This is a genomic window from Streptomyces sp. Rer75 (genome assembly GCF_013414305.1).
Classification (GTDB): domain Bacteria; phylum Actinomycetota; class Actinomycetes; order Streptomycetales; family Streptomycetaceae; genus Streptomyces; species Streptomyces himastatinicus.
This window is the reverse complement of record NZ_CP058693.1, coordinates 2,971,862-2,990,781: the sequence shown is the minus strand read 5'-3', so window position 1 is coordinate 2,990,781 and position 18,920 is coordinate 2,971,862. Positions and strand designations below refer to the sequence as shown.

The window sequence follows — 18,920 nt, the reverse complement described above, 5'->3', positions numbered from 1 at the left end:
CATTCGCGGCGCGTCGCGGCGACAACTGTTCATTGTGCCGTCTCTTGACGCTCTGTGAGGCAAACCCTATGGTCGCCGGACACAAGGGACGTCCTACGTCCCATTTTTCTGGCTGAGCACTCGATCGATTGCAACGGCGCATCGGGAGGGTCTGCATGGCACGCCCGTACGAGGTTTCGGTCCCGTTCCGGGCCGGGGCCGGGGGATACGCGAGCTACCGGATTCCGGCGGTGGTGGTGACGCGCGCCGGGACGCTGCTGGCCTTCGCCGAGGGGCGGGTGGGGTCGTCCGCCGATCACGGGGACATCGACCTGGTGCTGAAGCGGTCCGCCGACGGGGGCCGGACCTGGGGCGCGCTCCAGGTCGTCGCCCGGAACGGCAACGGAACGGCGGGGAATCCCGCGCCCGTCGTGCTGGAGGACGGCGCGCACGCGGGCCGGGTCGTGCTGGTGCACGTCCGCAGCGCCGCCGCCGCGACCGAGGACCGGATCCGCCGCGGTGAGGTGTCCGCGGAGGACGGGCGGCGGGTGTGGCTGACGTACAGCGACGACGACGGCGTGAGCTGGAGCGCGGCCCGCGAGATCACCGTGCAGACGAAGCGCCCCGAGTGGCGCTGGTACGCCACCACCCCGGGGCATGCGCTGCGGCTACGCCTCGGCGACCACGCGGGCCGGATCGTCGTACCGGCCAACCACTCCCTCCCGCCGACGGTCCCCGGCGACGTCGGCACCGAGGGCCGGTACAACGGCGGGCACGACCTGCTGAGCGACGACGACGGCGAGACCTGGCGGATCGGGTACGTGGACGACAACCCGGACGGCTACATCAACGTCAACGAGACGACCGCCGCCGAACTGCCCGACGGCCGGGTCTACTTCAACACCCGCAACGACGCGACCGCGCCCGGCACCCGCGCCGACGCCTACTCGTACGACGGCGGCGCGACCCTGGCCACCCCCTTCCGGCCGCAGGCCGGGCTGGTGACGCCCGTCGTCGAGGGGTGCGTTCTGCACCTCGGTGAGCCGGATCTCCTGCTGTACTCCGGGCCCGCCGCGCCCGGTTTCCGGGCCCTGATGACGGTGCGGGCGAGCCGCGACGGCGGGGTCACCTGGCAGCCGGTGCACACCGTCGACGGGCTGCCCGCCGCCTACTCCGACCTGGTCAGGATCGATCAGGACACGGTCGGACTGCTCTACGAGACCGGCGACTTCAGCGCCTACTCGACCATCACATTCCGGCGCGTTCCGGTGGAGGAGCTGGTATGAGCAAGCCAGAGATGCAGGGGATGCAGGGGATCCAGGGCCCGCGACGGCGTGCCGTCCTCGGCGGTGCGGCCGCCGCGGCGGCCGGATTAACCCTCGCCGGATGCGGCGGGGACGACGGCGGGGGCGACGAGCCCAAGGGCCGTAAGAAGGGCGAGAAGATCACCCTGACCTTCTGGTCCTGGGTGCCGGGCATCGACAAGCCCGTGAACCTGTGGAACAGCAAGAACCCCGAGGTCCGGGTCAAGGTCGAGAAGGTGTCGGCGGTCGAGGGCGCCCAGTACGCGAAGATGCACGCCGCGATCAAGGCGGGCAACCCGCCGGACCTCGGCCAGATCGAGTACCCGGTGGTGCCCAGCTTCCTGATCGACAACGGGCTGCTCGACCTCACCCGGCACGGGATCGACCGGTACAAGGACAAGTTCGTCGGCTGGCAGTGGCAGCAGTCGGTGTTCGGCAAGGGCGTCTACGCCGTACCGCAGGCGTCCGGGCCGATGGGCCTGTTCCTCCGTCAGGACCTGTTCGAGAAGTGGGGCGTCGAGCCGCCCGCGACCTGGGACGCGTACGAGGCGGCGGCCAGGGCGATACGGAAGAAGGGCGCCTGGATCGAGACGTTCTCGGCGACCAACGGCAACCGCTTCGCGGGCCTCGCCTGGCAGGCCGGGGCGCGCTGGTTCGGCGCCGAGGGCGACACCTGGACCGTCTCGATCGACGACGAGCCGACCCGTAAGGTCGCCGACTACTGGGACGCGCTGGTCAAGCAGAAGCTGATCAAGACCATCCCGGACCGGCAGAACGCCTGGTACAAGGACGTCCAGACCGGCGCGATGGCCTCCTGGCTCGGCGCCAGCTGGGGCGACGCGCTGCTCGTCGGCAACGCCCCCAGGACCGCCGGGAAGTGGCGGGTCGTCCCCATGCCGCAGTGGAAGCGGGGCGAGGCGGCGTACGCCAACTGGGGCGGCTCCACGACCGCCGTCTTCGCCAAGACCAAGTACCCGAAGGACGCGCTGGACTTCGCGATCTGGCTCAACACCGACCCCGAGTCGATCAAGCTGCTGATCGAGAACGGCTACGGCACCCCCGGCGCCAAGCGGGGGTACGCCACCTCCGACCTCGACGTCCACAAGGACTTCTTCGGCGGCCAGGCGTACAGCAAGGTGTTCGACGACGCGAGCAAGGGCGTGGACACCAGCTGGAAGTGGGGCCCGGCCACCGACACCCTCTACCAGCGGCTCGGCGACGCCTTCACGGCGGCCATCGGCGACGGGTCGTCGTTCCGGTCCGTGCTGAAGAAGGTGCAGCGGGACACGATCAGCGACCTCAAGGAAAAGGGCCTCAAGGCGGAGGCCGGATGACGGGCCGTACGCCGGCCGGGACGACGGGGCGGGCGCCGGGCCGGATGCGGCGCATGACCCGCGCCGAGGCGCGCGGCGCGCGGGCGGCGGCCGGTTTCCTGCTGCCGTTCCTCGCGCTGTTCCTCCTCTGCTTCATCGCCCCCATCGGCTTCGCGCTCTACGAGAGCCTGCTGAAGGTCGAGCGCACCGGGCCGCTCGGCCTCGGCGGGGAGACGAAGGACGTCTGGGCGGGCCTGTCCAACTACGCCCACGCCCTCCAGGACGAGCACTTCACCGCCGGATTCGGGCGGGTGCTGCTCTTCGGCGCGGTCCAGATCCCGGTGATGATCGCCTTCGCGACCGCGCTCGCGCTGCTGCTGGAGGCGGCGTCCGCGCGCTGGGTCGGCTTCTTCCGCACCGCCTTCTTCCTGCCGTACGGGGTGCCCGGGGTGATCGCCTCGATCCTGTGGGGCTTCCTCTACGTACCGGGGATCAGCCCGCTGGTGGAGATGGCGCACTCGGCGGGCTGGGACGTCGACTTCCTGGGCCGCTCCACCGTGCTGTGGTCCATCGCCAACATCGTCACCTGGCAGTTCACCGGCTACAACATGCTGGTGCTGATCGCCCAGCTCAAGGCCGTGCCGGGGGAGCTGTACGAGGCGGCGAAGATCGACGGCGCGAGTGCCTGGCAGATCGCCCTGCACATCAAGCTCCCCCTGATCAGGCCCGCGCTCGTCCTCACCACGGTCTTCAGCCTCATCGGCACCCTCCAGCTCTTCGCCGAGCCCAAGGTGCTCAAACCGCTCACCAACTCGATCGACTCCGGCTACACCCCCAACCTGGCCGCCTACAACGAGGCGTTCACCAGCAACAACCAGCACATCGCCGCGGCCGAGGCGGTGCTGCTCGCGCTCGTCGCGTGCGTGCTGTCCTTCGGCTTCCTGCGGCTGGTGGGCGGGCGCGGGAGGGGCGGGGAGGACCGGTGAGTGAGGAGAGCCGCCCGGGCGCCGCCCGGACTCCGCTGCGGTACCGCATCATCACCGTCTCGCTGCTCACCGTCGCCGCCGTCTACTTCCTCACCCCCGTCTACTGGCTCGTCGTCTCCTCGACCAAGTCCAGCAGCGACCTCTTCGGCACCTTCGGCTTCTGGTTCCACGCCCCGGATCCCCTCGGCCGTCTGCACCAGGTGCTGACGTACGACGACGGCATCTACGCACGGTGGTTCGCCAACAGCCTGATGTACGCCGGTGTCGGCGCCCTCGCCGCCACCCTGCTGTCGGCCGCCGCCGGGTACGCCCTCGCCAAGTTCCGCTTCCCCGGGCGGGAGGGGATCTTCAACGTCATCCTGGCCGGGGTCCTCATCCCCGGGACCGCGCTCGCCCTGCCCCTCTATCTCCTCTTCAGCCGCATCGGCCTGGCCAACACCTACTGGGCCGTCCTGATCCCCAGCGTCGTCAGCCCCTTCGGCGTCTACCTCTGCCGGATCTACGCGGCCGCCGCCGTCCCCGACTCGCTGATGGAGGCGGCGCGGATCGACGGGGCGGGCGAGGCGCGGACCTTCTTCACGGTGGGGCTGCGGCTGATGACCCCGGCCCTGGTCACCGTCTTCCTGTTCCAGTTCGTGCACATCTGGAACAACTTCTTTCTGCCGCTGGTCATGCTCTCCGACTCCGACCTCTATCCGATCCAGCTCGGCCTGACCTCCTGGACGGGGTACGCGGACCGGCAGCCGGAGCTGTACCAGTACACGGTCGGCGGCGCCTTCCTGTCCGTACTGCCGCTGATGGTGCTGATGGGCGTCCTCCAGCGGTACTGGCGCACGGGGCTGACGGAGGGGAGCGTGAAGGCATGACGTGGGCGTGACAGTATCGCTGTCATGACTACTCCTGACGGCACGCCCGCCACGAACGAAGCCCCCGCCAAGAAGGCCCCCGCCAAGGACCCATGGGACCTCCCGGACGTCTCCGGCCTGGTCGTCGGCGTGCTCGGCGGCACCGGCGACCAGGGCCGCGGCCTCGCCTACCGGCTGGCCCGGGCCGGGCAGAAGGTGATCATCGGCTCGCGCGCTGCCGAGCGCGCACAGACCGCGGCCGAGGAACTGGGCGGCGCGGAGCTGGGCATCGAGGGCGCGGACAACGCCGAGTGCTCGCGGCGCAGCGACATCGTGATCGTCGCGGTCCCGTGGGAGGGCCACGGCAAGACGCTGGAGTCGCTGCGGGAGGAGCTGAGCGGCAAGCTCGTCATCGACTGCGTCAACCCGCTGGGCTTCGACAAGAAGGGCGCGTTCGCGCTGAAGCCGGAGGAGGGCAGCGCCGCCGAACAGGCCGCGGCCCTGCTCCCGGACTCCCGGGTCACCGCCGCCTTCCACCATCTGTCGGCCGTGCTGCTCCAGGACCCGGAGATCGCGGAGATCGACACGGACGTGATGGTGCTGGGCGAGTCCCGCGCGGACACCGATCTGGTGCAGGCCCTGGCCGCCCGCATCCCCGGCATGCGGGGCGTCTTCGCGGGCCGCCTGCGCAACGCCCACCAGGTCGAGTCCCTGGTGGCCAACCTGATCTCGGTCAACCGCCGCTACAAGGCCCACGCGGGCCTGCGCGTCACGGACGTCTGAGCCGGACGCCCGATACGGACGTCCGAGCCGGACGCCCGAGGGCGACCCGTACGCCCCGGCGGGGCATGGGCGACAATGTCGGAAGCCTCACCCCCGACAGGACCCCCACCAGGAGCCACCCCCATGCCCCGCCTCGCCCTCTACGCCCTCCTCGTCTGCGCCCTCACCGTCGCCGCGGCCGTCGTCTCCTTCGCGCGGGGCAGCTGGCTCGGCGTCGTCTGGGTCCTGCTCGCCGGGATCTCGTCCAACATGGCCTGGTTCTACGTCCGCAGGGCCAAGGCCGAGCGGGACGCCGAGCGCGAGGCGACGGGCGCTACGAGCTGAGCCCGGGGAACTGCGGCTCGCCCTGCCAGAAGCGGAAGAACTCCTGGCCGAAGTAGGTGTCGAACTGCGACACCCCCAGCCCGCGCATGATCGCGTCGACCGCGTCGAAGAAGACCTGGTTGACCTCGGGGATCCACAGGATGCCGAAGACCGCGAGCAGCCCGAACGGCGCGTACGGCTCGACCTGCCGCCGGATGCCGTGGGACAGCCACGGCTCGATCACGCCGTAGCCGTCCAGCCCCGGCACCGGCAGGGAGTTCAGGATCGCGGCGGTGACCTGGAGCAGCGCCAGGAACGCGAGCGCGAAGCGGAAGACCACCGGCACCTGGTCCGCGTTGCCGAGCCAGAACGGGGCGGTGAGCGCGGCGGCGAACAGCACGTTCGTCAGCGGTCCTGCGGCGGATATCAGGCTGTGCCGCCAGCGGCCCTGGATCCGGTGCCGCTCGATGAAGACCGCCCCGCCCGGCAGCCCGATCCCGCCCATGATCACGAAGATCACGGGCAGCACGATGCTCAGCGCCACATGCGTGTACTTCAGCGGGTTGAGGGTGAGGTAGCCCTTCGCGCCGATCGACAGATCACCGCCGTGCAGTGCGGTGCGGGCGTGCGCGTACTCGTGCAGACACAGCGAGACGACCCAGCCGGAGACCACGAAGAGGAAGACGGCGAAGCCGGGGCTGGCCGAGTAGTCCGTCCACACCGCCCACGCGGACACGACCATGATCGCGACCAGGCCGAGAAAGACGGGGCTGATCCGCCGCTCACGGCGGCTGATGGCGGTGGTCATGCGCGAGGTTTCTCCGTCCGGTACCTGATCGTGGTGCGTCGTACGGTGCCCCGCTCGACTCCCGGAAAACGTCGGATGGGGGGCCGGGAGTTCCAGGCACCGCAACCGGCCGGTAAGTGGACGGGCGCGCTCCGGGAGTGGGTGAACGGTGAGGCGTGGCCGTCGACAACAATGGGGCCGTGCGCTACGCCATCCTCGGCACCACCCAGGCCCACCGCGACGACGGCACCCCCGTCGACCTCGGCGGCGCACGGCTGCGCGCCCTGCTGACCGCGCTCGCCCTGACCCCGGGGCGGCTGCGGACGAACGGCGCGCTCATCGCCGAGGTCTGGGACACCGATCCGCCCGTCGACGAGAACGGCGCGCTCCAGGCCCTCGTCGGGCGGCTGCGGCGGGCCGTCGGCAAGGCGGCGATCGCGTCGGGGCCCGGCGGCTACCGGCTGTGCGCCGAGCCCGACGACGTCGATCTGCACCGCTTCGAGCGGCTCGCGGAGGAGGGCGCCCGCGCCCTCGCCGACGGCGACCCGGCCAAGGCCGCCGCCCGCTACGACGACGCCCTCGCCCTGTGGCGCGGCCCGGCGCTCACCGACCTCCCCGACGGGATGGCCGCGGCCGCCCGCGCCGAGGCCCAGCGGATGGACGCGCGGCGCGGCCGCATCGCCGCCGCGCTCGCCCTCGGCAACGCCGCCCAGACCCTCCCCGCGCTCGCCGAGCTGTGCGACGCGCACCCGCTGGACGAGCCGCTGCACGCGCTGCGCATCCGCGCCCTGCGGGACACCGGCCGCCCCGCGGAGGCGCTGGCCGCGTACGAGGCGATCCGGGTGGAGATCGCCGACCGGCTGGGCGCGGACCCGGGCCCCGAGCTGCGCGCCCTGCACGCGGAGCTGCTGGCGCCGGAGCGCCCGAATCCCCCCGAGCCGCCCGGGGCGCCGCTGCCCCAGCGCCCCGAGCGCCCCGAGCGCCCGGAGCGCCGCGGCGGCAATCTGCGCGCCCGGCTCACCAGCTTCGTCGGCCGGGAGACCGATCTGGCGGCGCTGCGCACCGATCTGTCCGCGCACCGGCTGGTCACCCTCCTCGGGCCCGGCGGCGCCGGGAAGACCCGGCTGTCGCAGGAGGCCGCCGAGTCGGTCGCCGACGCCTGGCCGGACGGGGTGTGGCTGGCCGAGCTGGCCCCCGTGGACGACCCGGAGACCGTGCCCGAGACGGTGCTGACCGCGCTCGGCGCGCGCGAGACCGTCATCCGCGGCAGCGCCGCCGAGGGGCTGCGTGCCGCGGCCGACCCGACCGCCCACGATCCGCTCGCGCGGCTCGTGGAGCACTGCGAGCCGCGCCGGATGCTGATCGTGCTCGACAACTGCGAGCACCTGGTCGATGCCGCGGCCCGTCTCGCCGATTCGCTGCTGGCCCGCTGCCCCGGTGTCACCGTCCTGGCCACCAGCCGCGAACCGCTCGCCGTCCCCGGTGAGCTGGTGCGCCCGGTGGAGCCGCTGCCGGACCCGGTGGCGCTCCGGCTGTTCCAGGAGCGGGGCGCGGCGGCCCGACCCGGCTTCCGCACCGACGACGATCCGGCGGCGTGCGCCGAGATCTGCCGCCGCCTGGACGGCCTGCCGCTGGCCGTCGAACTGGCCGCCGCCCGGCTGCGGCTGCTCACCCCGCGGCAGATCGCCGACCGCCTGGACGACCGCTTCCGCCTGCTGACCAGCGGCAGCCGCACCGTGCTGCCCCGCCAGCAGACGCTGCGGGCCGTGGTCGACTGGTCCTGGGACCTCCTCGACGCGCGGGAGCGCACCGTCCTCGCCCGCCTCTCGGTCTTCGCGGGCGGCTGCGGCCTCCCGGCGGCCGAAGAGGTCTGCGGCGATCCGGACGGCCGCGGTCCGGTCGACCCCCGGGACGTCGCCGCGCTGCTCGGGTCCCTGGTCGACAAGTCGCTGGTGGTCGCCGCGCCGGGAGCGACAGGCGCGGACGGCGAGATGCGGTACCGGCTGCTGGAGACCGTCGCCGAGTACGCGGCGGAGCGGCTGGACGAGACGGGGGAGCGGGCGGTGGTCGAACGGCGGCACCTGGTCGCGTACCGGGAGCTGGCCCGTACCGCCGACCCGCACTTGCGCGGCCGCGAACAGCGCGTCTGGCTGCCCCGGCTGGAGACCGAGCACGAGAACCTGCGCACCGCGCTGCGCCGTGCCGTCGCGGCGGGCGACGAGCAGGAGGCGCTGTGCCTGGTGCTGTCGCTCGGCTGGTTCTGGAACCTGCGCGGCCACCGCGGCGACGGACGCCACTGGTCGACGGCCGCGGCGCGGCTGGGCCCCAACCCGTTCGAGCCGCCCGTCGCCCCCGCGCCCCCGCTGTACACGAGCTGCACGGCCGCCCCGCCGCCGATGGAGCCCGAGGTGCTGGAGGAGGCCCGGCGCGGGGTGCGGCTGTTCGCGCTGGCCAACCTCGAAGGCAACATGAGGGCCATGGACGACGACGAGTTCCGGCAGGAGATGCGGGGCATCGTCGAGGCCTACCGCCCGGGGCTGCCGCAGAACTGCCGGGTCCCCGGCGTCATGTGGTTCTTCGCGGTGCTGCTGACGGGCGACCTCGCCCTGATGCGGGAGGTCGTGGACGAGTCGGTGCGCACCAGCCGGAAGCTGGGCTACACCTGGGAGCTGGCCTTCACCCTCCAGATGCGGGCCAAGGTGATGACCCAGCGCGGCGGCGATCCCGGGGAGCAGGCGCGCCGGGACGCCGACGAGAGCCTGGAGCTGTTCATCCAGCTCGGTGACGCCTGGGGCGTGGCCGAGGCGCTGTCCGGGCGCGGCGAGACCCTGGAGCTGATCGGCGACGGCCGGGCCGCGGCCGACGACTACCGGGCGGCGATCCGCTACGCCGAGGAGCTGGACGCGCATGCCCAGGTCTCGCTGCTCAGGGCCCGGCTGGCGGGGCTGTACGTCGAGCTCGGGGACGAGACGGAGGCGGTGGAGGGCGAGCGGGTCCTGCGCGAGGTGCTGGCGGAGCCGGCGCAGGCGGGTGCCGAGGCCGCGTCGTACGTCCGGATGCACCTGGCCCACCGGTGCGGCCTCACGGGCCGGGTTCCCGAGGCCCGGGAGCATCTGACGGTGCTGCACGAGGAGTTCGCCAGCCGGGCGCTCGATCTGTTCCAGGGCCTGGTCGAGGGGATGATGGCCTGGCTGGACCTGATCGAGGGGCAGCCCGGGGAGGCGCTCGCCCGGATCAGGGGGGCGCTGTCGAAGACCGGTGACTTCATGTCCCAGGTGGTCGCCCCGCAGGTGCCGGTGGTCCAGCTGATGACCGCCGCGCGGGCGCTGGCCGCCCTCGGCGGCGCGGAGCGGGCCGCGCTCGCGGCACGGCTGTTCGGCACGTACGACGTGCTGCGGCCAGGCATCCAGCGGATTCCCGTCCCCGAGCGGGAGGACCGGAAGGCGGGCGAGGCGGCGGTGCGGGCCTGGCTGGACGACGGGAGTTACGAGCGGGCGTACGCGGAGGGCGGTGGCCTCACCGTGCAGGAGGCCGCCGCCCTCGTCGAAACCACTGCCTGAACCCTTCGCTCAGGTCTTGGTGCGGAACTTCCGCACCGCCAGCGGCGCCGTGATCACCGTGATGGCCACCGCCCACACCAGGGCGACGGTCACCGGATGGGCGAGCGGGCCGTGGCCGCTGGTCAGCGACCGTGCGGCGTCGGCGAGCTGGGAGAGCGGGTTGTACTTGGTGAAGGACTGGAGCCAGTCCGGCATGGTGTTGGTCGGCGCGAAGATCGACGAGCCGAACTGGAGCGGCATGATCGCCAGGAAGCCGATGCCCTGCACCGCCTGCGGTGTCTTCAGCGACAGCCCCAGCAGCATGAAGATCCAGGTCAGCGAGGAGCCGAAGGCCAGGGCCAGGACCACCGCGACCGCCAGCTCGGCCGGGCCGGTCTTCAGCTCGAAGCCCATGATGAAGCCCATGATCAGCAGGATGACGGTGGACACCAGCATCCGCCCGGTCTCCACGATCAGCTTGGCGATCAGCACCGAGGAGCGGGCGATCGGCATCGTACGGAAGCGGTCCATCACCCCCTTCCGGAAGTCGTCGTTGACGCCGGTGCCGACCGACATGGCGATGTTGAGCCCGCCCATCGCCATCATCCCGGGGATGAAGTAGTTGACGTACGCGCCGCGGTCGCCGCCCGACACCGCGCCGCCGAACACGTAGGTGAACAGCAGCGAGAAGACGATCGGCATCAGCAGGGCGTCGAACATCGACTCCGGGTCCTGCTTGATCTGGAGGGCGTTGCGGCGCACCAGCGCGCCGATGTGCCGGAGATTGGCCCGCAGCCCGATCCGCCCCTCGTCGGGCAGGTCTTTGGCGGACGCGGTCATCGTTGCCGCACTCATGCTGTGTCCCTTTCGTTCGCCCCGCCGCGGAAGCGGCTGATGTCACTGCCGCCCGCTCGGCGCAGAGGCGCGGCTATCGTCTTCGAGTGCGGTCCGGCGGCCTCGCGTGCGTCGCTCACGCCGCAACCTCCTCAAGGGCCTTGTCGTTCGTGGTGTCCTCGGGGGTCGAGGTCTTCTGGCCGGTGATGGCCAGGAACACCTCGTCCAGGCTGGGGAGATGGGTGTCGATCCCGGCGATCGCGAAGTTGCGCTCGCCGAGCAGCCCGATCACCGCGGTCAGTTGCTCGTCGCTGACGATCGGCACGTTGACCAGGCCCTCCTCCACGTCCGCGGTCGCGCCGCCGACGCCGTCGAGCCCGGCCTGCGCGATGGCGCCGACCATGCGGTTCAGCTCACCGGGGTCGGAGGGGCGAATCTGGAGGGTGCGCCCGCCGACCTTGGCCTTCAGCTCGTTCACCCGGCCCTCGGCGATGATCTTGCCGCGGTCGATGACCGTGAGGTCGTGCGCCAGCTGCTCGGCCTCCTCCATGTACTGGGTGGTCAGCAGCACCGTGGAGCCGTCGGCGACCATGCGCTTGACCTCGTCCCACACCTCGTTGCGGGTGCGCGGGTCCAGCCCGGTCGTCGGCTCGTCCAGATAGAGCACCGCGGGGCGGCCGATCATGGAGGCCGCCAGGTCCAGCCGGCGGCGCATACCGCCGGAGTAGGTGGCCGCGGCCCGCTTCGCGGCGTCCGTCAGCGAGAACCGCTCCAGCATGGCGTCCGCGCGCGAGCGGGCTTCCTTGCGGGACAGATCGAGCAGCCGCCCGATCATGTACAGGTTCTCCCAGCCGGAGAGCTTCTCGTCGACCGAGGCGTACTGCCCGGTCAGACCGATCGTGCGGCGCAACTGCCTCGGCTGCCGCACCACGTCGTACCCCGCCACGACGGCGGTGCCGGCGTCCGGCACCAGCAGGGTGGACAGACAGCGGACGAGGGTGGTCTTCCCGGCACCGTTGGGGCCGAGCACACCGAGGACGGTGCCTTCCGGCACGTCCAGATCCACCCCGTCGACCGCCTTGGTGTCGCCGAAGTGCTTGACCAGCCCCCGTACTTCGACGGCGTTGCCGTCCCTGATCTTGTGTTCCTGTCGCGTCATGGAGTAAGCGTGACACCCGCCGCCGACAGATCACCGACAAGCAGCAGACAGCCCGCCGACGGGGGACGGTCGGCGGGCTGTCGATGTACCGCGATGGCTCTGTGTCCCAGTGGAACGGGTGCTCAGTGGAAGGAGTGCTCCTCGGCCGGGTACGCCCCGCCGACGACGTCCTCGGCGAAGGCGCGGGCCGCGCCGCCCAGCACCTCCCGCAGCTGTGCGTACTGCTTGACGAAGCGCGGCACCCGGCCGCCGGTCAGGCCCGCCATGTCCGTCCACACCAGCACCTGGGCGTCGCACTCGACGCCCGCGCCGATGCCGATGGTCGGGATGTGCAGCGAGCGGGTGACCTCGGCGGCCAGCTCGGCCGGGACCAGCTCCAGGACGACGGCGAAGGCGCCCGCGTCCTGGACGGCCTTGGCGTCGCGCAGCAGTTGCTGGGCGGCCTCCTCGCCGCGCCCCTGCACCCGGTAGCCGCCGTACGCGTTGACGGACTGCGGGGTGAGGCCGACGTGCGCCATGACCGGGATGCCGGACCGGACGAGCAGGTCGATCTGGTGGGCGGAGCGCTCGCCGCCCTCCAGCTTGACCGCGCCCACCCCGGCCTCCTTGATCAGCCGGGTGGCGTTGCGCAGTGCCTGGACCGCGCCCTCCTGGTACGACCCGAAGGGCAGGTCGCCGACGACGAGGGCGCGCTTGGTGCCGCGTACGACGGCGGCGGACAGCAGGGCGACCTCGTCCATCGTGACGGGCACGGTGGACTCGTAGCCCAGATGACAGTTGCCCATCGAGTCGCCGACCAGGATGACGGGGATGCCCGCCTCGTCGAAGACGGAGGCGGTCATCGCGTCATACGCGGTGAGCATGGGCCACTTCTCGCCGCGCTCCTTGGCGGCGGCGATGTCACGGACGGTGATGCGGCGGGATGTCGTCCCCCCGTACAGCGCCTTCGACGGTTGCCCTTCCGGATTTTGTGGCTTGCGCGCAGGGCTGACGTGCGTCATTACGACGGCTCCTGTTCGTCATCTCGAGGCGCCCTGACGGCGTCCCCGGACCACCCCCATGCTGGCACGCCTCCCGACGGGGCGAAAGTGGGGCGCTGGCCACGATGGGCACGCGGTGAGCCTTCGGTGAGCACGCGGCGAGCACCCGGTGCGCACGCGGCGAGCCGAGGACAATCGCGCACGGATGGACATTCGATGGACAAAGGCTCGCAAAGTCTTTCCCATACGAGACGGGACCGTATCGAAACGGTCTTAGCCTGGGCCGCATGGCAGCAGCACCCTCCGGCGAGGCGATCCACCGCAGACGGTGGGCGATCCTGGTCGTCCTCATGATCAGCGTCCTGGTCGTCGTCCTGGACAACTCGATACTCAACGTGGCGATGAAGACCATCGCCACCCCGGAGCCCACCGGTCTCGGCGCCACCCAGAGCCAGCTGGAGTGGGCCATCAACGCCTACACGCTGGTCTTCGCGGGGCTGCTGTTCACCGCCGGGCTCCTCGGCGACCGGCTCGGCCGCAAGAAGGTGCTGCTCGGCGGCATGGCCGTGTTCGGCATCGGCTCGGTGCTCGCCGCCTTCTCCGGCTCGCCCGGGGAGCTGATCGGCTTCCGGGCGCTGATGGGCCTGGGCGCGGCCTTCGTGATGCCCGCCACTCTGGCCATCCTGGTCAACGTCTTCGAGCGCGAGGAGCAGGCGAAGGCCATCGGCATCTGGGTCGCCGCGGTCGGCCTCGCCATCGCCATCGGGCCGATCACCGGCGGTCTGCTGCTGGAGCACTTCTGGTGGGGCTCGGTCTTCTTCGTCAACGTCCCGGTCGTCGCCGCCGGGATCGTCGCGATGGTGCTGCTCGTCCCCGACTCCCGGGACCCGGCGCCCGGACGGCTGGACCCGCTGGGCGTGCTGCTGTCCGTGGTCGGGCTGGTGCTGCTGGTGTACGGCATCATCAAGGGCGGCCAGCTCGCCGACTTCACCGACCCCCAGGTGCTGGGCACGGTCGGCGCCGGGCTCGTCGTCCTGGGCCTGTTCGTCTGGCACGAGAAGCGCAGCGACCATCCGGCCATCGACATCAACTACTTCCGGAACCCCGCCTTCTCGGCCGCCATCGCCGCCGTCGCGCTGGTCTTCTTCGCGCTCATGGGCGTGACCTTCTTCATGGTCTTCTACATCCAGAGCGTGCGCGGCTTCAGCGCCCTGGACTCCGGGCTGCTGCTCCTGCCGCTGGCCGTTGCGCAGCTGCTGTTCGCGCCGCGCGCCCGGCTGGTCGTGGAGCGGTTCGGTGCCCGCGCGGTGTGCACGGTCGGCATGCTGCTGGTGGCCGCCACCATGGCCGGGTTCCTGCTGCTGGAGACCGACTCGCCGCTGTGGGTGCTGGAGGTGCTCTTCTTCTTCCAGGGCGCGGGGATGGCGCACATCATGCCCCCGGTCACCACCGCGATCATGCAGGCGCTGCCGCGCGAGAAGGCCGGTTCCGGTTCGGCCCTGAACAACACCTTCCGGCAGGTGGGCGGCGCGCTCGGGGTCGCCGTCCTCGGCTCGGTGCTCTCCGCCACGTACCGCGAGGGCATCCAGGACACCCTCGCCGCCGTCCCCGGGCTGCCCGCCTCCGTACGGCACTCGGCGGGCGAGTCCATCGAGGCCACCGTCGCCCTCGCCGAGCGCATGGGGCCCTCGGGGCAGGCGCTGCTGGGCCCCGCGCACGACTCCTTCATCCACGCGATGCACCTCACCGCGCTCGGCTCGTCCGGGGTCGCCCTCTTCGGCGCGCTGGTCGTGGCGGCCTTCCTGCCCGGCAAGGACGCGGACGGTGGCGCCCCCGGCAGCGGGCAGCAGCGGGAGAAGGCCGGGGCGGGGGCCGACCGATGACCGCGCCGCACACCGAAGCCCGGGCCGACGCGGCATCCGGCCCGGCTGGGCCCTCGGCGCGCGGGCGGCCGCGCAGCGCCGCCACCGACGCCGCGATCATCGAGGCCGCGCTGCGGCTGCTGGAGGAGGGCTCATCCGTCGGCGCGCTGTCCATCGAGGGGATCGCGCGCGCGGCGGGGGTGGGCAAGGCCACCGTCTACCGCCGCTGGCCGGGCAAGGACGCGCTGATGCTGGACGTCCTGCGGTCGCTGGAGGAGCCGGGCCCCCGACCGGCCGGGGTCTCGGTCCGCGACGACCTCGTCACCATCCTGGAGTTCATGCGGCGGCGCGGGCTGGCCAAGCGCAACTCCGCCCTGATGCGCAGCATCCTGGCCCAGATGCACGCCCACCGGGAGCTGTGGCGGGCGTACGACGAGAACGTCATCGAGGTCCGCAGGGAACTGCTGCGGTCGGTGCTGCGCCGGGGCGTCGCGAGCGGTGAGATCCGGGCGGACATCGATCCCGAGCTGCTGGCCGACCTGTTCACCGGGCCGATGCTGTCGCGCGCGATCCTGCACGAGTGGCGGGAGTTGCCGGAGGGGCTGGCCGAACGGATCGTGGACACCGTTCTGGAGGGGGTCTCGGCACACGGCTGAGACGGCGTGTGCGAGCGTATGACGGACGGCACGTCCCGATGCCTTTGTGCCTGTTGCGTCACAACCGCCCCCGTTGTCGCGGGAACCGGAACCCCTGCGTACCGCCCGGGCGTCCACCGGGCAGGGACGCCCGGTGGGGGCGTCGGGAATGCCCTGGTCATCGCCTAGGGTCGTGAGCGATAGGCGGGCAGCGGCAAGTGAGGGACGGACAACGCATGGTGCAGGCGTACACGCAGGAGACGGGACAGTCCGGGGACGCACCCCAGTGGACCGACTCCCGGTTCGGTCGCCTGCGCGACCGGCTCCGGCGCAGCCGCGGAATCTGGCGGCGCGGTCTGGTGCTCGCGGTGTTCGCGGTCCTGCTCACGCTGATCATGGTCTTCCACGCCGACATCCCCAACCGCGTCGGCAACCTCGGCAGCCTGCTGGAGACCTTCCTGCCCTGGCTGGGGGTGTTCCTCCCGCTGCTGCTGGTGCTCGGCCTGGTGCGGCGGTCGGCGATCGCCCTGCTGGCGCTGGTGCTGCCGGTCACCGTCTGGCTGAACCTGTTCGGCGGGCTGATGTTCTCCGACAAGTCCGGCGGCGACGGCGACCTGACCGTCGTCACCCACAACGTCAACGCCGACAACTCCGACCCGGTGACCACCGCGAAGGACGTGGCCGCCTCGGGCGCGCAGGTGGTGGCGCTGGAGGAGCTGACCACCAAGGCCGTGCCGACGTACGCGAAGGCGCTGAAGAGCACCTACCGCTACCACGCCGTGCAGGGCACGGTCGGGGTGTGGAGCAAGTACCCGCTGTCCGGGACCAAGCCGGTCGACATCAAGATGGGCTGGACCCGGGCGCTGCGCACCACCGTCACCGCGCCGGGCGGTGAGGTCGCCGTCTACGTCGCCCATCTCCCGTCCGTGCGCGTGAAGTTCAACGCGGGCTTCACCGCCGGGCAGCGCGACGCGAGCGCCGACGCGCTGGGCGAGGCCATCCGCGACGAGCCGCTGGACAAGGTGGTCCTGCTCGGCGACCTGAACGGCACGATGAACGACCGTTCGCTGGCCTCCGTCACCTCGCAGATGCGCTCCGCGCAGGGCGCCGCGGGCGACGGCTTCGGCTTCAGCTGGCCCGCCTCGTTCCCGATGGCCCGCATCGACCAGATCATGGTGCGCGGGGTGAACCCGGTCTCGGCCTGGACTCTTCAGCAGACCGGCAGCGACCACCTTCCGGTAGCGGCGTCGGTCACTCTCTGAGCCTGCCAATCGAAGATCTAACAAGCTGTTCACCTTGAGGATGGTGCTCAGGAAATAAAGCGCGTGAGAGACTTTGTTCCGGTAGAGAACATACGCACGATCGCACGATGCTCCTTCCTTACCGCTTGTGAAAGGTCTCTCATGCCCCTGGCACTGCTCGCTCTCGCGATCTCTGCCTTCGGTATCGGCACCACAGAATTCGTGATGATGGGCCTGCTGCCCAACGTCGCCGACGATCTGGGCACCTCGGTGCCGACCGCTGGCTACCTCGTCTCCGCCTACGCCATCGGCGTCGTCATCGGCGCCCCGCTGCTCACCGCCCTCGGTGCGCGCATCCCGCGCAAACGCATGCTCGTCCTGCTGATGGCGCTCTTCACGGTCGGCAACCTCGCCTCCGCGCTCGCCCCCTCGTTCGGGCTGCTGCTCGCCGGGCGGGTGCTCGCCGGGCTGCCGCACGGCGCGTTCTTCGGTGTCGGCGCGGTGGTCGCCTCCCGGCTGGTGAGCGAGGAGAGGCAGGCCCGCGCGGTCGCCACCATGTTCCTGGGCCTGACGATCGCCAACATCGTCGGCGTCCCGGTGGGCACCGCGCTCGGCCAGGGTCTGGGCTGGCGCGCCACCTTCCTGGTCGTCACCGGCATCGGCGTCCTGGCCATGGCCTCGCTCGCCCGGCTCGTCCCGCAGGTGCCGCAGGACCAGCACGGCGGCCTCGCCCACGAGCTGCGCGCCCTCGGCAACCGGCAGGTGCTGCTCGGGCTGCTCACCGCGGTCTTCGGCTTCGCCGGCGTCTTCGCCGTCTACAGCTACCTGGCCTCGATGGTGACCGAGGTCACCGGCTTCGCCGAGTCCTCCGTCACGATCGTGCTCGCCCTCTTCGGCATCGGCATGACCCTGGGCGCGCTGGTCGCGGGGCCGCTCACCGACCGCGCGCTGCGGCCCACGCTGTACGGGTCGCTGACGGCGCTGGCCGTGATGCTGGTGGTGTTCAACTTCACCGTGCACATCAAGTGGGCGGCGCTGGTCTCGGTCGTCCTGCTCGGCGCGGTGGGCTTCATGACCACCACCCCGCTCCAGATGCTCGTCATGAACAAGGCGAAGCACGCCCCGACCCTCGCCTCCGCCTCCAACCACTCCGCCTTCAACCTCGCCAACGCCGGCGGGGCCTGGGTCGGCGGCGTCGCCATCTCCGCCGGCTGGGGCTGGACCTCCCCGACCCTGGTCGGCGCGGTGCTCGCGGTGGTCGGCCTGGCGATAGCGGCGACGGCGGGCCTGCTGGACCGCGGGTCCTCGGAGAAGTCCCGGGTCGTCGCGGGCAGCGACTCGGTGCCCACGCTGTCCGAGGTGCGCTGACCGCTCCGTACGTACGCAGACGCGCCCCCGCCGTTGTGGCGGGGGCGCGTTCGTGTCGACGGCTTTACGGCACCGTCAGCACGATCTTCCCCCGGACATGGCCCGCGGCGCTCACCTCATGCGCCTTCGCCGCGTCCGCCAGCGGGAACACCTCGTGCAGCGGCACCCGGAACCGGCCCTCGGCGGCCAGTCGCGCCGCCACCGCGAGCCCCTCGTAGCCGGGCGCGTCCCCGCTGCGGGCCCAGGTCAGATGGACGCCGTGCTCATGCGCGCCGATATCGGCCACCGACACCACCCGCTTCGCGTCCCCCGCGAGGGCGACGAGATCCGGCAGCGAGCCCGAGCCCGCCGCGTCCAGCACCGCGTCGACACCGCCGGGCGCCAGCGCCGCGACCCGTTCCCCGAGGCCGGGGCCGTAGGTGGTGGGCGTCGCCCCGAGCCCGGCGAGGAACGCGTGGTTCGCCTCCCGGGCCGTACCGATCACGGTGGCCCCCCGGGCGGCCGCCAGCTGGACCGCCACCGTGCCGACGCCCCCGGCCGCGCCCTCGACCAGCAGCGTCTTCCCCTCGCCGACGTCCAGCAGCCGCAGGGCGCGGGTCGCGGTCTCCACATTGCCGCCCGCCCCGGCCGCCTCCTCCCAGCTCAGCGCGTCCGGCTTGGCCGCCCAGGCGACCAGCACGGCGAACTCGGCCGCCGCGCCCCCGAAGTTCTCGAAGTCGACCACCCCGAACACCGCGTCCCCGACCGCGACGCCGTCGACGCCCTCCCCGACCTCGTCCACGACCCCCGAGGCGTCGATCCCGGGGATGTGCGGCCAGTCGAGCCGCACCTCGATCGGCAGCGCCCCCGAACGCAGCTTCCAGTCCGCCGGGGTGACCCCGACGGCCCGTACCGCGATACGGATCTCGCCGGGCCCTGCGTGCGGCTCCTCGGCCTCCCCGACGGTGAGCACCTCCGGCGGGCCCTGCTCGGAATACTGCAAAGCGAACATTCCGGTACCTC

16 protein-coding genes are annotated in these 18,920 nt (G+C 71.9%); 11 read left to right on the top strand and 5 right to left on the bottom strand.

From position 1 onward, the window contains the following. Nucleotides 1-155 precede the first annotated feature (155 nt). The 6 genes from HYQ63_RS12530 (at nt 156) to HYQ63_RS12505 (ending at nt 5,534) form a co-directional block, all read left to right on the top strand. Complete coding sequence (locus HYQ63_RS12530) at nt 156-1,265, top strand: exo-alpha-sialidase (protein ID WP_179933890.1); 1,110 nt, start codon at nt 156-158, stop codon at nt 1,263-1,265. Further along, complete coding sequence (locus HYQ63_RS12525) at nt 1,262-2,617, top strand: ABC transporter substrate-binding protein (RefSeq protein WP_257231809.1); 1,356 nt, start codon at nt 1,262-1,264, stop codon at nt 2,615-2,617. The genes HYQ63_RS12530 and HYQ63_RS12525 overlap by 4 nt, the downstream gene beginning before the upstream one ends. Beyond that, entirely contained in the window at nt 2,614-3,582 is a 969-nt protein-coding gene (locus HYQ63_RS12520; protein ID WP_373689068.1) for a carbohydrate ABC transporter permease, read from the top strand. Before HYQ63_RS12525 ends, HYQ63_RS12520 begins: the two co-directional genes overlap by 4 nt. After that, nucleotides 3,579-4,448 carry a carbohydrate ABC transporter permease gene (locus tag HYQ63_RS12515; RefSeq protein ID WP_179933889.1) on the top strand — a complete coding sequence of 290 codons (870 nt, stop codon included), beginning with the start codon at nt 3,579-3,581 and terminating at the stop codon, nt 4,446-4,448. The genes HYQ63_RS12520 and HYQ63_RS12515 overlap by 4 nt, the downstream gene beginning before the upstream one ends. 24 nt (nt 4,449-4,472) lie before the next feature. After that, nucleotides 4,473-5,210 (top strand): NADPH-dependent F420 reductase, encoded by a 738-nt coding sequence (gene npdG, locus HYQ63_RS12510; protein ID WP_179933888.1) that lies wholly within the window; start codon nt 4,473-4,475, stop codon nt 5,208-5,210. A gap of 123 nt (nt 5,211-5,333) precedes the next feature. Continuing rightward, on the top strand, nt 5,334-5,534 hold the full coding sequence (locus tag HYQ63_RS12505; RefSeq protein WP_179933887.1) for a hypothetical protein: 201 nt from the start codon (nt 5,334-5,336) through the stop codon (nt 5,532-5,534). On the opposite strand, the gene HYQ63_RS12500 is transcribed toward HYQ63_RS12505, so the two are convergent. Beyond that, nucleotides 5,524-6,321 carry a site-2 protease family protein gene (locus HYQ63_RS12500; protein WP_179933886.1) on the bottom strand — a complete coding sequence of 266 codons (798 nt, stop codon included), beginning with the start codon at nt 6,319-6,321 and terminating at the stop codon, nt 5,524-5,526. The genes HYQ63_RS12505 and HYQ63_RS12500 overlap by 11 nt on opposite strands. Before the next feature lie 179 nt (nt 6,322-6,500). Between HYQ63_RS12500 and HYQ63_RS12495 the strand changes: the two genes are divergently transcribed. Further along, nucleotides 6,501-9,860: a BTAD domain-containing putative transcriptional regulator gene (locus HYQ63_RS12495; protein ID WP_179933885.1), complete on the top strand. Its 3,360-nt coding sequence runs from the start codon at nt 6,501-6,503 to the stop codon at nt 9,858-9,860. A 9-nt stretch (nt 9,861-9,869) separates the two neighbouring features. On the opposite strand, the gene HYQ63_RS12490 is transcribed toward HYQ63_RS12495, so the two are convergent. The 3 genes from HYQ63_RS12490 to panB all read right to left on the bottom strand — a co-directional run bounded on the left by HYQ63_RS12490 (nt 9,870) and on the right by panB (nt 12,833). Beyond that, complete coding sequence (locus HYQ63_RS12490; protein ID WP_179933884.1) at nt 9,870-10,694, bottom strand: ABC transporter permease; 825 nt, start codon at nt 10,692-10,694, stop codon at nt 9,870-9,872. A 115-nt stretch (nt 10,695-10,809) separates the two neighbouring features. Further along, nucleotides 10,810-11,832: an ATP-binding cassette domain-containing protein gene (locus HYQ63_RS12485; RefSeq protein ID WP_179933883.1), complete on the bottom strand. Its 1,023-nt coding sequence runs from the start codon at nt 11,830-11,832 to the stop codon at nt 10,810-10,812. 122 nt (nt 11,833-11,954) lie between these two features. After that, the gene (gene panB / locus HYQ63_RS12480; RefSeq protein WP_179933882.1) at nt 11,955-12,833 is read right to left on the bottom strand and encodes a 3-methyl-2-oxobutanoate hydroxymethyltransferase; all 879 of its coding nucleotides are present in this window, start codon (nt 12,831-12,833) and stop codon (nt 11,955-11,957) included. A 266-nt stretch (nt 12,834-13,099) separates the two neighbouring features. Between panB and HYQ63_RS12475 the strand changes: the two genes are divergently transcribed. The 4 genes from HYQ63_RS12475 to HYQ63_RS12460 all read left to right on the top strand — a co-directional run bounded on the left by HYQ63_RS12475 (nt 13,100) and on the right by HYQ63_RS12460 (nt 17,918). Then, complete coding sequence (locus tag HYQ63_RS12475; RefSeq protein ID WP_179933881.1) at nt 13,100-14,695, top strand: MFS transporter; 1,596 nt, start codon at nt 13,100-13,102, stop codon at nt 14,693-14,695. Then, a complete protein-coding gene (locus HYQ63_RS12470) occupies nt 14,692-15,330 on the top strand; it encodes a TetR/AcrR family transcriptional regulator (protein WP_179933880.1) in 639 nt (212 codons plus the stop codon). The genes HYQ63_RS12475 and HYQ63_RS12470 overlap by 4 nt, the downstream gene beginning before the upstream one ends. 215 nt (nt 15,331-15,545) lie before the next feature. Next, complete coding sequence (locus HYQ63_RS12465) at nt 15,546-16,571, top strand: endonuclease/exonuclease/phosphatase family protein (protein ID WP_179933879.1); 1,026 nt, start codon at nt 15,546-15,548, stop codon at nt 16,569-16,571. A 141-nt stretch (nt 16,572-16,712) separates the two neighbouring features. Further along, nucleotides 16,713-17,918: an MFS transporter gene (locus HYQ63_RS12460; protein ID WP_179933878.1), complete on the top strand. Its 1,206-nt coding sequence runs from the start codon at nt 16,713-16,715 to the stop codon at nt 17,916-17,918. Nucleotides 17,919-17,982: 64 nt separating this feature from the next. Here HYQ63_RS12460 and HYQ63_RS12455 read toward each other — a convergent pair whose 3' ends face one another. Continuing rightward, nucleotides 17,983-18,909 carry an NADP-dependent oxidoreductase gene (locus tag HYQ63_RS12455; protein ID WP_179933877.1) on the bottom strand — a complete coding sequence of 309 codons (927 nt, stop codon included), beginning with the start codon at nt 18,907-18,909 and terminating at the stop codon, nt 17,983-17,985. Nucleotides 18,910-18,920 lie beyond the last annotated feature (11 nt).